This is a genomic window from Sulfitobacter sabulilitoris (assembly GCF_005887615.1).
In the GTDB taxonomy this organism is placed as follows: domain Bacteria; phylum Pseudomonadota; class Alphaproteobacteria; order Rhodobacterales; family Rhodobacteraceae; genus Sulfitobacter_E; species Sulfitobacter_E sabulilitoris.
Genome location: NZ_VANS01000008.1, coordinates 22,504 through 35,808, shown reverse-complemented (window position 1 = coordinate 35,808; position 13,305 = coordinate 22,504). Strand labels below are relative to the sequence as shown.

At 61.9% G+C, this 13,305-nt stretch carries 20 protein-coding genes; 19 read left to right on the top strand and 1 reads right to left on the bottom strand.

What is annotated here, in order from left to right:
* The first annotated feature begins 7 nt into the window (after nt 1–7).
* The 13 genes from rpsQ to FDT80_RS17930 all read left to right on the top strand — a co-directional run bounded on the left by rpsQ (nt 8) and on the right by FDT80_RS17930 (nt 6,977).
* Nucleotides 8–247 (top strand): 30S ribosomal protein S17, encoded by a 240-nt coding sequence (gene rpsQ, locus FDT80_RS17990; RefSeq protein ID WP_138663722.1) that lies wholly within the window; start codon nt 8–10, stop codon nt 245–247.
* Between the two features lie 72 nt (nt 248–319).
* Nucleotides 320–688, top strand: a complete 369-nt coding sequence (gene rplN / locus FDT80_RS17985; RefSeq protein WP_007118848.1) for a 50S ribosomal protein L14 — start codon at nt 320–322, stop codon at nt 686–688.
* A gap of 2 nt (nt 689–690) precedes the next feature.
* Nucleotides 691–1,002 (top strand): 50S ribosomal protein L24, encoded by a 312-nt coding sequence (rplX, locus tag FDT80_RS17980; protein ID WP_138663721.1) that lies wholly within the window; start codon nt 691–693, stop codon nt 1,000–1,002.
* A complete protein-coding gene (rplE, locus tag FDT80_RS17975) occupies nt 995–1,558 on the top strand; it encodes a 50S ribosomal protein L5 (protein WP_138663720.1) in 564 nt (187 codons plus the stop codon). The genes rplX and rplE overlap by 8 nt, the downstream gene beginning before the upstream one ends.
* An 18-nt stretch (nt 1,559–1,576) precedes the next feature.
* Entirely contained in the window at nt 1,577–1,882 is a 306-nt protein-coding gene (gene rpsN, locus FDT80_RS17970; RefSeq protein WP_138663719.1) for a 30S ribosomal protein S14, read from the top strand.
* A gap of 12 nt (nt 1,883–1,894) precedes the next feature.
* A complete protein-coding gene (gene rpsH / locus FDT80_RS17965) occupies nt 1,895–2,287 on the top strand; it encodes a 30S ribosomal protein S8 (protein ID WP_138663718.1) in 393 nt (130 codons plus the stop codon).
* Nucleotides 2,288–2,297: 10 nt separating this feature from the next.
* On the top strand, nt 2,298–2,831 hold the full coding sequence (gene rplF, locus FDT80_RS17960) for a 50S ribosomal protein L6 (RefSeq protein ID WP_138663717.1): 534 nt from the start codon (nt 2,298–2,300) through the stop codon (nt 2,829–2,831).
* 11 nt (nt 2,832–2,842) lie between these two features.
* Nucleotides 2,843–3,202 (top strand): 50S ribosomal protein L18, encoded by a 360-nt coding sequence (gene rplR, locus FDT80_RS17955; RefSeq protein ID WP_138663716.1) that lies wholly within the window; start codon nt 2,843–2,845, stop codon nt 3,200–3,202.
* A gap of 105 nt (nt 3,203–3,307) precedes the next feature.
* A complete protein-coding gene (gene rpsE, locus FDT80_RS17950; protein WP_138663715.1) occupies nt 3,308–3,889 on the top strand; it encodes a 30S ribosomal protein S5 in 582 nt (193 codons plus the stop codon).
* 3 nt (nt 3,890–3,892) lie between these two features.
* Complete coding sequence (gene rpmD / locus FDT80_RS17945) at nt 3,893–4,081, top strand: 50S ribosomal protein L30 (protein WP_138663714.1); 189 nt, start codon at nt 3,893–3,895, stop codon at nt 4,079–4,081.
* A 296-nt stretch (nt 4,082–4,377) separates the two neighbouring features.
* Nucleotides 4,378–4,851, top strand: a complete 474-nt coding sequence (gene rplO / locus FDT80_RS17940) for a 50S ribosomal protein L15 (protein ID WP_138663713.1) — start codon at nt 4,378–4,380, stop codon at nt 4,849–4,851.
* 120 nt (nt 4,852–4,971) lie between these two features.
* Entirely contained in the window at nt 4,972–6,336 is a 1,365-nt protein-coding gene (secY, locus tag FDT80_RS17935; protein ID WP_138663712.1) for a preprotein translocase subunit SecY, read from the top strand.
* Nucleotides 6,333–6,977 carry an adenylate kinase gene (locus FDT80_RS17930; RefSeq protein WP_138663711.1) on the top strand — a complete coding sequence of 215 codons (645 nt, stop codon included), beginning with the start codon at nt 6,333–6,335 and terminating at the stop codon, nt 6,975–6,977. The genes secY and FDT80_RS17930 overlap by 4 nt, the downstream gene beginning before the upstream one ends.
* Here the strand turns inward: FDT80_RS17930 and FDT80_RS17925 are convergent.
* Complete coding sequence (locus FDT80_RS17925; RefSeq protein ID WP_138663710.1) at nt 6,974–7,651, bottom strand: DUF2461 domain-containing protein; 678 nt, start codon at nt 7,649–7,651, stop codon at nt 6,974–6,976. The genes FDT80_RS17930 and FDT80_RS17925 overlap by 4 nt on opposite strands.
* 275 nt (nt 7,652–7,926) lie before the next feature.
* Here FDT80_RS17925 and rpsM point away from each other — a divergent pair, with 275 nt between their 5' ends.
* The 6 genes from rpsM to FDT80_RS17895 all read left to right on the top strand — a co-directional run bounded on the left by rpsM (nt 7,927) and on the right by FDT80_RS17895 (nt 13,236).
* Complete coding sequence (gene rpsM / locus FDT80_RS17920; RefSeq protein ID WP_138663709.1) at nt 7,927–8,295, top strand: 30S ribosomal protein S13; 369 nt, start codon at nt 7,927–7,929, stop codon at nt 8,293–8,295.
* A gap of 15 nt (nt 8,296–8,310) precedes the next feature.
* Nucleotides 8,311–8,700 (top strand): 30S ribosomal protein S11, encoded by a 390-nt coding sequence (rpsK, locus tag FDT80_RS17915; RefSeq protein ID WP_138663708.1) that lies wholly within the window; start codon nt 8,311–8,313, stop codon nt 8,698–8,700.
* Nucleotides 8,701–8,814: 114 nt separating this feature from the next.
* Complete coding sequence (locus FDT80_RS17910; RefSeq protein WP_138663707.1) at nt 8,815–9,831, top strand: DNA-directed RNA polymerase subunit alpha; 1,017 nt, start codon at nt 8,815–8,817, stop codon at nt 9,829–9,831.
* A 132-nt stretch (nt 9,832–9,963) separates the two neighbouring features.
* Entirely contained in the window at nt 9,964–10,386 is a 423-nt protein-coding gene (gene rplQ / locus FDT80_RS17905) for a 50S ribosomal protein L17 (protein ID WP_138663706.1), read from the top strand.
* A gap of 148 nt (nt 10,387–10,534) precedes the next feature.
* On the top strand, nt 10,535–11,920 hold the full coding sequence (locus FDT80_RS17900) for a trypsin-like peptidase domain-containing protein (RefSeq protein ID WP_138663705.1): 1,386 nt from the start codon (nt 10,535–10,537) through the stop codon (nt 11,918–11,920).
* 5 nt (nt 11,921–11,925) lie between these two features.
* The gene (locus tag FDT80_RS17895) at nt 11,926–13,236 is read left to right on the top strand and encodes a replication-associated recombination protein A (protein ID WP_138663704.1); all 1,311 of its coding nucleotides are present in this window, start codon (nt 11,926–11,928) and stop codon (nt 13,234–13,236) included.
* Nucleotides 13,237–13,305: the final 69 nt, after the last annotated feature.

The following is a 13,305-nucleotide window of genomic DNA, read 5'->3' as shown; positions in this document are numbered from 1 at the left end:
CTCAGACATGCCCAAGCGTATCCTCTCTGGCACCGTGACAAGCGACGCCAACGCCCAGACAGTAACCGTGTCGGTCGAGCGCCGCTTCACGCACCCTGTTCTGAAAAAAACCATTCGTAAGTCCAAGAAGTACCGGGCCCACGATGAGAACAACACATACAAGGTGGGCGACGCCGTTCGCATCATCGAGTGTGCACCGAAGTCGAAGACCAAGCGCTGGGAGGTTCTTGAGGCTGCTGAAGCCTGAAGACCCAATCCAGCTTAATCGAAACCCTGGGGATCAGGCACGCATCGCCCCCCAAAGGTCGGGAGAAACCAAATGATCCAGATGCAGACCAACCTGGATGTTGCTGACAACAGCGGCGCGCGCCGTGTTCAGTGCATCAAGGTCCTGGGTGGTTCCAAGCGTAAATACGCGTCCGTGGGCGACATCATCGTCGTCTCGGTCAAGGAAGCCATCCCGCGCGGTCGTGTGAAAAAGGGCGACGTCCGCAAGGCCGTCGTCGTTCGCACCGCCAAGGAAGTTCGTCGCGACGATGGCACAGCCATCCGCTTCGACCGCAACGCAGCCGTTATTCTGAACAATAACAACGAGCCCGTCGGCACCCGTATCTTCGGGCCAGTCGTGCGCGAGCTGCGTGCCAAGAACTTCATGAAAATCATCTCGCTCGCTCCGGAGGTGCTGTAATCATGGCTGCCAAACTTCGCAAAGGCGACAAGGTCGTCGTGCTCGCGGGCAAGGACAAGGGCAAGGAAGGCACGATCGCCTCGGTTGACCCCAAGTCCAACAAGGCCGTGGTCGAGGGCGTGAACATCGCCATCCGCGCCACCCGCCAGACCCAGACAGAGCAGGGCGGTCGCATCCCCAAGGCGATGCCGATCGACCTCAGCAACCTCGCGCTCGTCGATGCCAACGGCAAGGCGACACGCGTCGGCTTCAAGATGGACGGCGACAAGAAAGTGCGCTTTGCCAAAACCACGGGGGACGTGATCGATGCTTGATAGTGCAACTTACACACCCCGCCTGAAGGCGATCTACACGGACACGATCCGCGCCGCCCTCAAGGAAGAGTTCGGCTACAAGAACGAGATGATGATCCCGCGACTGGACAAGATCGTTCTGAACATCGGCTGTGGCGCCGAAGCCGTTCGGGACAGCAAGAAGGCCAAGTCGGCGCAGGAAGACCTGACGCTGATCGCGGGCCAGAAGGCTCTGACCACCGTGGCCAAGAAATCCATCGCCGGTTTCCGCGTTCGCGAGGAAATGCCGCTGGGCGCGAAAGTGACCCTGCGCGGCGATCGCATGTACGAATTCCTTGACCGTCTGATCACGATTGCAATGCCCCGTATCCGCGACTTTCGCGGCGTGCCCGGCAAGTCTTTCGATGGCCGTGGCAACTATGCCATGGGCCTCAAAGAGCACCTCGTGTTCCCCGAGATCAACTTCGACAAGATCGATGAGAACTGGGGAATGGATATCGTGATCGCCACCACGGCGAAAACCGACGCCGAAGCCAAGAGCCTGTTGAAAGCCTTCAACATGCCCTTCAATTCGTAAGCGCGGGAAGGAATAGACATGGCTAAGAAATCTATGATCGAACGCGAGAAGAAGCGTGAGGCGCTGGTGAAGAAATACGCCGCCAAGCGTGCCGCGCTGAAAGAGATCGTGAACGACGAAAGCAAGCCGATGGAAGAGCGGTTCCGCGCTTCCCTGAAGCTGGCAAAACTGCCGCGCAACAGCTCGGCCGTGCGTCTGCACAACCGGTGCCAACTGACCGGTCGTCCGCATGCGTACTATCGCAAACTGAAAATTTCGCGGATCGCGCTGCGGGACCTCGGCTCTACCGGCCAGATCCCCGGCCTGGTCAAGTCGAGCTGGTAAGGAGAGCATGATATGAACGATCCTATCGCAGATATGCTCACCCGGATCCGCAACTCTTCGTTGCGCGGCAAGTCCACGGTCATCACCCCGGCGTCCAAGCTGCGGGCATGGGTGTTGGATGTGCTGGCGGACGAAGGTTACATCCGTGGTTATGAGAAGATGACCGGCGCCGACGGCCACCCGGCCATCGAGATCAGCCTCAAGTACTACGAAGGCGAACCTGTCATTCGCGAACTGAAGCGGGTTTCCAAGCCCGGTCGCCGCGTTTACATGGGCGTCAAGGACATTCCCTCGGTCCGTCAGGGCCTGGGCGTGTCGATTGTCTCCACCCCTCAGGGTGTGATGTCGGACGCATCCGCACGCGCAGCCAATGTTGGCGGCGAAGTGCTTTGCACCGTATTCTAAGGGGAAACTGATGTCTCGTATTGGTAAGAGAGCGGTTGTGCTGCCCAGCGGTGTTACGGCATCGATCAGCGGCCAGACCATTGAAATCAAGGGGCCCAAGGGCACCCGTGCCTTCAAGGCGACGGATGACGTGACCCTGACTGTCGAAAACGACGCCGTTTCGGTCACGCCGCGTGGCACGTCCAAGCGCGCGCGCCAGCAGTGGGGCATGAGCCGCACGATGGTGGCGAACCTCGTGACCGGTGTCACCGACGGTTTCAAGAAAGAGCTTGAGATCCAGGGTGTCGGGTATCGTGCGGCCATGACCGGCAACACGCTGAAGTTGAACCTCGGTCTGTCGCACGATGTGGATTACACCCCACCTGCCGGCGTGACCGTGACAGCCCCCAAACAGACCGAGATTGTGGTGGAAGGCATTGACGAACAGCTTGTTGGTCAGGTTGCCGCGAACATCCGCGCATGGCGCAAGCCCGAGCCCTACAAGGGCAAGGGTATCCGCTATAAGGGCGAGTTCATCTTCCGCAAAGAAGGCAAGAAGAAGTAAGGACGCAGACAATGGCAAACAGCAAAAGACAACTGTTCTTGAAGCGCCGCCTGCGCGTTCGGAACAAACTTCGCCGGACCAACGCCGGGCGCATGCGCCTGTCGGTGCACCGCAGCAACAAGAACATCAGCGTCCAGCTGATCGACGATGTGAACGGCGTGACGCTCGCGTCCGCCTCCACGTTGGAAAAAGATCTGGGCGTTGTGGGCAAGAACAACATCGAAGCGGCCACCAAGGTGGGCGCGGCGATCGCCGAGCGCGCCAAGAAGGCCGGTGTTGAAACCGCCTACTTCGATCGTGGCGGGTTCCTGTTCCACGGCAAGGTCAAGGCCCTGGCCGACGCCGCCCGCGAAGGCGGTCTGAAAATCTAAGCGCAAGTCGCCCCGCGGGGCGACTTCGATGATCCGGGAGCGATCCGCTCACCTGGATTGACGGAAAACAGGTGCTTACGACGCACCGGAATGAAAGGAAGCCTGATGGCTCGAGAAGACAACCGAGGGGGCGGACGCCGCAACCAGCGCGACGAGACCCCGGAATTCGCTGACCGCCTTGTGGCGATCAACCGTGTGTCCAAGACCGTGAAGGGTGGTAAGCGTTTCGGCTTTGCCGCGCTTGTCGTCGTGGGCGACCAGAAGGGCCGCGTCGGCTTTGGCAAGGGCAAGGCGAAAGAGGTCCCCGAGGCCATTCGCAAGGCCACGGAGCAGGCCAAGCGCCAGATGATCCGCGTCCAGCTGCGCGAAGGCCGCACGCTGCACCATGACATGGAAGGCCGTCATGGCGCCGGCAAGGTCGTCATGCGCACGGCACCCGAAGGCACCGGCATCATCGCCGGCGGCCCGATGCGCGCCGTGTTCGAGATGCTGGGCATCAAGGACGTGGTGTCCAAGTCGATCGGATCGCAGAACCCCTACAACATGATCCGTGCCACGATGGACGGTCTGAAAAAAGAAGCCAGCCCCCGGTCTGTCGCACAGCGTCGCGGCAAGAAGGTGGCCGACATTCTGCCCAAGCGTGACGAGGCCCCCGAGGCGTCGGCACAAGTGGCTGAGGAGGCATAAACCATGGCCAAGACAATCGTCGTCAAGCAGATCGGTTCCCCGATCCGCCGCCCCGCCAAGCAGCGTGCCACGCTGATCGGTCTGGGACTGAACAAGATGCACAAGACTCGTGAGCTCGAAGACACACCTTCCGTTCGCGGCATGGTGAATTCGATCCCGCACATGGTCGAGATCATCGAAGAGAAGGGCTGAGGCCCCGTCGCCGATTTCTGATCGGAAAGCGGTTCGGAAATCTCAGAATCCCGGCTATTAGATCAAACGCTTCGCAGGATACTGCGGAGCGTTTTTTCTTGGCTGGACGGAATGGTTTTTTCGGTGTTCGTCCCGGGCAGGGCGCTGCCTCCGGTTTATCAACACAAGCCTTGATCCTCGCGGGTCCGGCGTCTATACGCGCCCGGTGGATGCATGTGCGCCCACAAGAATCATGAAACGCCGCGTTCGGCCGCTCCCGTCGCTGGGGGTCGCATCCGGCAAGAGGAGAAGCGACAATGAAACTGAACGAACTTCACGACAACGAAGGCGCCACCAAGAAACGCAAGCGCGTCGGTCGCGGTCCCGGCTCCGGCATGGGCAAGATGGGTGGCCGTGGTATCAAGGGTCAGAAATCCCGCTCCGGTGTCAGCATCAACGGCTACGAGGGTGGCCAGATGCCGCTCTACCAGCGCCTGCCCAAGCGCGGCTTCACCAAGCCGAACCGCAAATCCTACGCTGTCGTGAACCTGGGTCTGATCCAGAAATTCATCGACGCGAAAAAACTCGATGCGAAATCCGCGATCACCGAGGACGCGCTGATCGCAAGCGGTCTGGTGCGTCGCAAGCTCGATGGCATCCGCATCCTGGCAAAGGGCGATTTCACCACCAAGGTTGACCTCCAGGTCACCGGCGCGTCGAAGTCCGCCGTCGAGGCCGTCGAGAAAGCTGGCGGTTCGCTGACCGTCGCAACGCCGGCCGCGGCTGAGTAAGCCTTCGGATTGGCCTTGTGAGCGGCGACCGAGCCGCTTACATACCTATCTGAGTTTTCCCCAACGCCGCCCGCCGGAAAACGGCCCGGGCGGCGTTTTCGCAACAAGAGAGAGCCCTCCATGGTATCTGCCGTCGAAAACATGGCCGCCAACACCAGCTGGTCCGCGCTGGGAAAGGCGACGGACCTGCGCAATCGCATCTTGTTCACGCTTGGCCTGCTGATCGTTTACCGCCTCGGGACCTTCATCCCGGTTCCGGGTATCGACGGCGTCGCGCTGCGTGAATTCATGGAAAGCGCCGGGCAGGGGATCGGCGGCATGGTGTCGATGTTCACCGGCGGTGCGCTGGGGCGGATGGGTATCTTTGCGCTCGGGATCATGCCCTATATCTCGGCGTCGATCATCGTTCAGTTGCTGACCTCGATGGTGCCGCAGCTCGAGCAGTTGAAGAAAGAGGGCGAACAGGGCCGCAAGAAGATCAACCAGTACACGCGATACGGAACCGTCGCACTGGCCACACTGCAGGCGTATGGCCTTGCCGTGAGCCTTGAGGCAGGCGATATCGCCGCCGATCCGGGGCTGTATTTCCGTATGGCCTGCATGATCACGCTGGTGGGCGGCACCATGTTCCTGATGTGGCTGGGCGAGCAGATCACGGCGCGCGGCATCGGTAACGGTATCAGCCTTATCATCTTTGTCGGCATCATCGCCGAAGTGCCCGCCGCCATCGCGCAGTTCTTTGCGTCTGGCCGATCCGGCGCTATCAGCCCCGCCGTCATCGTGGGCGTGCTCGTGATGGTGATCACGACGATCATGTTCGTGGTGTTCATGGAACGCGCGCTACGCAAGATCCATATCCAGTACCCGCGCCGTCAGGTCGGGATGAAGGTGTACGACGGCGGCTCCAGCCATCTGCCGGTCAAGGTGAACCCGGCGGGCGTGATCCCGGCGATCTTTGCGTCCTCGCTGCTTTTGCTGCCCGTCACGATCAGTACGTTTTCGGGCAATTCCACCAGCCCGGTGATGTCTTGGCTGCTGGCGAACTTCGGCCCCGGCCAGCCGCTGTACCTGCTGTTCTTTGTCGCGATGATCGTGTTCTTCGCCTATTTCTATACCTTCAACGTTAGCTTCAAACCCGACGAGGTTGCCGAGAACCTGAAAAGCCAGAACGGCTTTGTTCCCGGTATCCGCCCGGGCAAGAAAACCTCGGAATATCTGGAGTACGTGGTCAACCGCGTGCTGGTCCTGGGTGCGGCCTATCTGGCTGCGGTCTGTATCCTGCCGGAAATCCTGCGTGGTCAGTTCGCCATTCCGTTCTACTTTGGTGGGACTTCCGTTCTGATCGTGGTTTCTGTGACAATGGACACGATCCAGCAGGTGCAAAGCCATCTTCTGGCTCACCAATACGAAGGACTGCTTGAAAAGTCGCAATTGCGCGGCAAAGGTAAAGGTCCCCGCAAGAAACGGAGCCCCGTGCGTCGATGAACATTATTCTGCTTGGGCCCCCGGGGGCCGGTAAGGGCACGCAAGCCCGCCACTTGGTCGAAACCCGAAACATGGTCCAGCTGTCCACCGGCGACATGCTGCGCGAGGCGAAAGACAGCGGCACCGAAATGGGCAGGATCGTCGCCGATGTGATGGCCCGCGGTGCGTTGGTCACGGATGAGATCGTGATCGGCCTCATTCGCGAAAAGCTCGAAACGGTCAAGGCCGACGGCTTCATCTTCGATGGCTTTCCGCGCACGCTGGCGCAGGCCGATGCGCTTGCCGAGTTGCTGGAGGCCGAGGGCCAGACGCTTGACGCGGTGATCGAGATGCGCGTCGACGACGAGGCGCTGGTCGCACGGATCACAGCACGCTCCACCTGCGGCGATTGCGGCGAGGTGTATAACGACAACACCAAGCCTATCCCCGCGGACGGCAAATGTTCCAATTGTGGTGGCACGGAATTCAAGCGTCGGGCCGATGACAATGCCGACAGCCTCAAGACCCGCCTGATGGAATACTACAAGCAGACTTCGCCGCTGATCGGCTATTACTATGCCAAGGGCATGCTCAGCCGGGTGAACGGTCTGGGCAAGATCGAAGAGGTCCAGGCCGAGATCGGGGCGATCCTCGACGCCTAATCGGAGCGGCGCGCCAGCGCGTCGCGACCGAACGCCAGAAGCGGCGCCACGGCCAGTGCCATATCGACCATCCGCTGCACGATGTCGCCGCTGATCCAGATGGGTTTGGGTTGCGGCGCGTAGACGGTGTAGCTTTTCAGCTTCAAATATTCCGCCAAAGGGTGATCGTCGTGATCGGCATAGCCGCGCGGCATGGTCCTGAGCGTGTCCTCGGTCGACAGCGGGAGGCCCCTGGCCGCCAGCGTAGCGGCGATCTCGGAAAACCGCTCCGGCTCTGCGATGATGCGGTCGCGCATCAGGCCAAGGTCGGCCGTGCCCAGCTTGTAGAAGCCTGCCGCCAGCAGGCCCGCTTGGGGGCCGACTTGGGCATAGACAACACCGCCCAGACCCGATTTCGTCCCCGAGGGGGTGATCATTCCCGATACGGTCGGTTTGTAGGGTCGCTTGTCCTTGGAAAACCGGACATCGCGGTTTTGCCGGAACATCGTCCTCGCGCTGCCCGCCAACGGGCACTTGCTGCCCGCAAGCCGCATCGTGACACTGTCCAGCATCGCCTCGAACGGTGCGCGCGCATCCGAATAAAGCCGGTCACGGTTTGCATCGTACCATGCCTTGGTGTTATTGGCCTCAAGCTCGGCGAGAACCCGAAAAGTCGCTTCGGTAAATCCTGTCATGTCCCGATCCTGCCTGGGTGAGCGTTAGCGCCACCACGGCGCGTCGCCCGATCAGGATACCCGGCAGGCCGCTCTGGTCCAAGACCTGGGTTGACGATGCCGCCAAAAGCCCATAACCAGCCGTATCTCGACAGAGAATCACGTTGCAGGGTGGGTTTTCCCGTCGCTGCAAGATCACCTGATCAGCTGCGGCCCGACGGTTTCGACCTCACCGGGCCACACGTTGTGAAAAAAGGGTCTGGAATGACGGACCCGCAACGAAAAGGACATGACACGTGGCACGTATTGCCGGCGTAAACATCCCGACTGCAAAGCGGGTTCCAATCGCCCTCACCTATATCACCGGAATCGGCAACGCCTCCGCCAACGCCATTTGCGAGGCTGTCGGCATCGACATCACCCGTCGCATCAATGAGCTGTCGGATTCCGAAATCCTGAAAATCCGCGAGCATATCGACGAGAACTATACCGTCGAAGGCGACCTGCGTCGCGAGACTCAGATGAACATCAAGCGCCTGATGGACCTTGGCTGCTACCGTGGTCTGCGCCACCGTCGCAATTTGCCGGTTCGCGGTCAGCGCACCCATACCAACGCTCGTACCCGCAAAGGCCCCGCAAAGGCCATTGCCGGCAAGAAGAAATAAGGGAGGGTCTGACAGATGGCACGCGAAAAGACACGCACCAAAAAGAAGGTCTCCAAGAACATCGCCGCTGGTGTGGCGCATGTGAATTCGAGCTTCAACAACACCAAGATCCTGATTTCGGATGTGCAGGGCAACGCGATCAGCTGGTCGTCCGCTGGCACATGCGGCTTCAAGGGGTCGCGGAAATCGACACCCTATGCCGCGCAGATGGCCGCCGAAGACGCGGGCCGCAAGGCACAGGAACATGGCGTCAAGACGCTGGAAGTCGAAGTGCAGGGCCCCGGTGGCGGACGCGAAAGTGCGCTGCGCGCGCTGGCGGCCGCAGGGTTCAACATCACCTCGATCCGCGACGTGACGCCGATGGCGCACAACGGCTGCCGCCCACCCAAGCGCCGCCGCGTTTAATCGATCCGATACTCTTGGGGCCGCGTGTTTTCACACGGCCCCAATCCGCTTTTTTGAAACCTCGAGCGTTTGTGCCTTTCGGACATGGGGCGCGAACAAGGATGGAGGGACCGCATGATCCATAAGAATTGGGCCGAATTGATCAAGCCGCAGCAGCTTGACGTGAAGCCGGGGAACGACCCCGCGCGTCAGGCGACCGTTGTGGCAGAACCGCTTGAGCGGGGCTTTGGCCTCACGATGGGCAACGCGCTGCGCCGCGTGCTGATGAGCTCGCTGCAGGGTGCGGCCATCACCTCCGTGCAAATCGACAACGTGCTGCACGAATTCTCGAGCGTCGCCGGCGTGCGCGAAGACGTCACCGACATCATCCTGAACCTCAAAGGTGTCAGCATCCGCATGGAAGTCGAAGGGCCCAAGCGCCTGTCGATCTCCGCCAAGGGTCCGGGCGTCGTCACCGCGGGTGACATCTCCGACAGCTCCGGCATCGAGATCCTGAACCGCGATCATGTCGTCTGCCACCTTGACGATGGTGCGGATGTCTACATGGAACTGACGGTCAACACCGGCAAGGGCTATGTCGCCGCCGACAAGAACAAGCCCGAGGACGCGCCCATCGGCCTTATCCCGATCGATGCGATCTACTCGCCCGTGAAAAAGGTCAGCTACGACGTGCAGCCCACCCGTGAAGGCCAGGTGCTGGACTACGACAAGCTGACCATGAAGGTCGAAACCGACGGCTCGATCACACCGGATGACGCCGTGGCCTTCGCGGCGCGCATCCTGCAGGACCAGCTTGGTATCTTCGTCAACTTCGAAGAGCCGGAATCGGCCGGTCGCGCGGACGAGGACGACGGGTTGGAGTTCAACCCGCTGCTGCTCAAGAAAGTCGACGAGCTGGAGCTTTCGGTGCGGTCGGCGAACTGCCTCAAGAACGACAACATCGTCTATATCGGCGATCTGATCCAGAAGACCGAAGCCGAAATGCTCCGCACGCCGAACTTCGGCCGCAAGTCCTTGAACGAGATCAAGGAAGTGCTGTCGGGTATGGGTCTGCACCTTGGCATGGATGTCGAGGACTGGCCGCCAGACAACATCGAGGACCTCGCCAAGAAGTTCGAGGATTCCTTCTGAACTTGCGGGCCGGGGCATTCCCGGCCCGCATCGCACGACCCCGGGCAATTCCGCCCCAAGGAGAGTTGGCGCTACGCACGCCAGCCAGACAAAGCAAAACCGCCCGTAGAGGGCACATCCAGGAGTAAAGAAATGCGTCACGCACGTGGATACCGCCGCCTCAACCGCACACATGAGCACCGCAAGGCGCTCTGGGCGAATATGGCGGGCTCGCTCATCGAACATGAGCAGATCAAGACGACCCTGCCGAAGGCAAAGGAACTGCGCCCGATCATCGAAAAGATGATCACGCTCGCCAAGCGCGGCGACCTGCACGCCCGCCGCCAGGCCGCGTCGAAGCTCAAGCAGGACCAGTATGTCGCCAAGCTTTTTGACGTTCTGGGCCCGCGCTACAAGGATCGTCAGGGCGGCTATGTCCGGGTTCTGAAGGCCGGTTTCCGCTATGGCGACATGGCGCCGATGGCGATCATCGAATTCGTGGACCGCGACCGCGACGCCAAGGGCGCCGGCGACAAGGCCCGCATCGCCGCCGAAGAGATGTCGGCGGAAGATTGAGACGACACAGCACTCCGGTGCCGCGTCTGAAAGAACCCTCGCCTGTGGCGGGGGTTTTTTTCTTTTCACCTCCGGCAGAGGGATTTTTCAGCCAAAAGAAACCCAGCATGGTTGCGCCGGCTGACCGGGCTGCGCATATCAGTACCTTATGAAAATCCTTGCGCTTATCATTGCCCTGAACTTTGCCCCCGCCGTCATGGCGCAGCAGGTGGCCGTTCCGCAAACGCAGGCGCAAATCCAGCTGAGTTTCGCCCCGTTGGTCAAGCAGGTCGCCCCGGCGGTGGTCAACATCTATGCCCGGATCATGGCAGAACCCGAACGTACGCCGCTGCAGCGGGACCCGTTTTTCGGCAGGTTGTTCGGGGACCCCGAGGCGCTGCGCCCCAAGGTGCAGAATTCGCTCGGGTCGGGGGTCATCCTGTCGGGGGACGGGATTGTCGTGTCGAACTATCATGTCGTTGGTATGGCCACGGATATCCGGGTCGTGCTGTCGGATCGGCGCGAGTACAGCGCGAAGGTTCTTCTGGCCGATGATCTGAGCGACCTTGCCATCTTGCAGATCGAGGACGCGCCTGGCGACCTGCCCAGCTTGCCGCTGCGCGCCAGCGACGGCGTCGAGGTGGGCGAACTGGCATTGGCCATCGGCAACCCGTTCGGCGTGGGCCAGACGGTGAGCAGCGGCATCGTGTCTGGGCTGGCGCGATCGGGTGCGGATGCCGGCACGGGACGGGGATATTTCATCCAGACGGACGCGCCGATCAATCCGGGTAATTCCGGCGGCGCGCTGGTGGATATGCAAGGGCGCCTGATCGGGGTCAACACGTCGATCCTGACGCGGTCGGGCGGGTCGAACGGCATCGGCTTTGCCATTCCCGCCGACCTGGTCGCGGCCTTCGTGGCGCAGGCGCGCGACGGCGAGACGCGCTTTGGCAGGCCCTGGGCGGGAATGACCGGTCAGCCGCTCGATGCCGACATGGCGGCGGCGTTCGGGCTGGACCGGCCCGGCGGCATCATCGTGTCCGGGCTGCATGCGGAGAGCCCCTTTGCTCGCGCGGGCTTTGCCGTGGGCGACGTGATCACGGCGGTCAACGGCCAGCCGGTCAATACGCCGTCGGAAATGGTCTACCGGATGAGCGTCACCGGCCTTGGCAAGACGGCGCAGATCACCCGCTTACGCGACGGCGCGGCGTCGGACGTGGGCGTGCCGCTGATGGCCGCGCCGGAGGAACCGCCGCGTGCCATTCTGCAAATGAACAATCGCACGCTGTTTCCCGGCCTGACGCTGTCGCGGGTCAATCCCGGCGTGATTGCCGAATTCAATCTTCCGCTGGATGCGGCGGGCGTTCTGGTGCTCGATCCCGGTGCCCTTGCGGGGCGGATCGGGCTGCGGTCAGGGGACGTCATCACAACCGTCAATGGCGTGACGGTCGATGACCCGCGCCGCGTGGCGCAAGCGTTCGATGGCCGGATCCGCGCCTTTGGCCTGACCGTGCTGCGGGGCGCGCGGCAGATCACCTTGCAGTTCAGGGTCTAGACCGCATGGCAGACCTTTTTGGATCACAGACACCGGCAGAGCCGACCGCGGGCCACCGTCCGCTGGCCGACCGGCTGCGCCCCAGGTCGCTGGGCGAGGTCATCGGCCAGGATCAGGTGCTTGGCCCCGACGGGCCGCTGACCGCGATGCTGACGTCGGGTGCATTGTCGTCGCTGATCTTCTGGGGGCCGCCGGGGGTGGGCAAAACCACCATCGCACGGCTGCTGGCGCACGAGACGGACCTGCATTTCGTGCAGATCAGTGCGATCTTCACCGGTGTGCCCGACCTGAAAAAGGTGTTCGAGGCCGCACGCATCCGGCGGCAGAACGGGCAGGGGACATTGCTGTTCGTCGACGAAATACACCGTTTCAACAAGGCGCAGCAAGACGGATTTCTGCCGCACATGGAAGACGGCACGATCCTGCTGGTGGGCGCCACGACGGAAAACCCCAGTTTCGAGCTGAACGCGGCCGTGCTGAGCCGGAGCCAGGTCCTGGTGCTGGAGCGGTTGCCCCTGCGTGATCTGGAGCGGTTGGCGCAGCGGGCCGAACAGGAGATGCAACGGCCATTGCCGCTGGATGGGCCGGCACGCGAGGCGTTGTTGCAGATGGCCGATGGCGACGGCAGGGCGCTGCTGAACCTGATCGAGCAGGTCAGCGCCTGGACGGTCGAGGGCAAGCTTGACACCGCGACCCTGTCCAAGCGGCTGATGCGGCGCGCGGCGCAATATGACAAGGGCGGTGATGCGCATTTCAACCTGATCTCGGCACTTCATAAATCGGTACGCGGATCCGACCCGGATGCGGCGCTTTACTGGTTCGCGCGGATGCTCGAGGGCGGTGAGGACCCACGATACCTGGCCCGGCGCATCACGCGCATGGCGGTCGAGGATATCGGTCTTGCCGATCCGCAGGCGCAGGCGGTCTGCCTTCAGGGCTGGGAAACCTATGAACGGCTGGGCAGTCCGGAAGGGGAGTTGGCGCTGGCGCAGGCGGTGACGTACCTGGCGCTGGCACCCAAGTCGAACGCCGCCTACGCTGCCTACAAGGCCGCGCGCCGCGAGGCCCGGCGCACCGGGTCCGAACCGCCGCCCAAGCATATCCTGAACGCGCCCACGTCGATGATGAAGGATCAGGGGTACGGCGCCGGATACGCTTATGACCACGATGCCGAAGACGGGTTTTCGGGTCAGGATTATTTCCCCGAAGCCATCAAGCGCCCGGTGCTTTATGTCCCGGTGGAACGGGGATTCGAGCGGGAACTGAAAAAGCGGCTGGACTACTTCGTGAAGCTGCGCGCCAAGCGGGGGGAATAGCCCCCTTGCGACGTGACGGCGCGGCCCCCCGAAACTTGACAACTGCGCGTGTCCGCGCGATGGCACCGG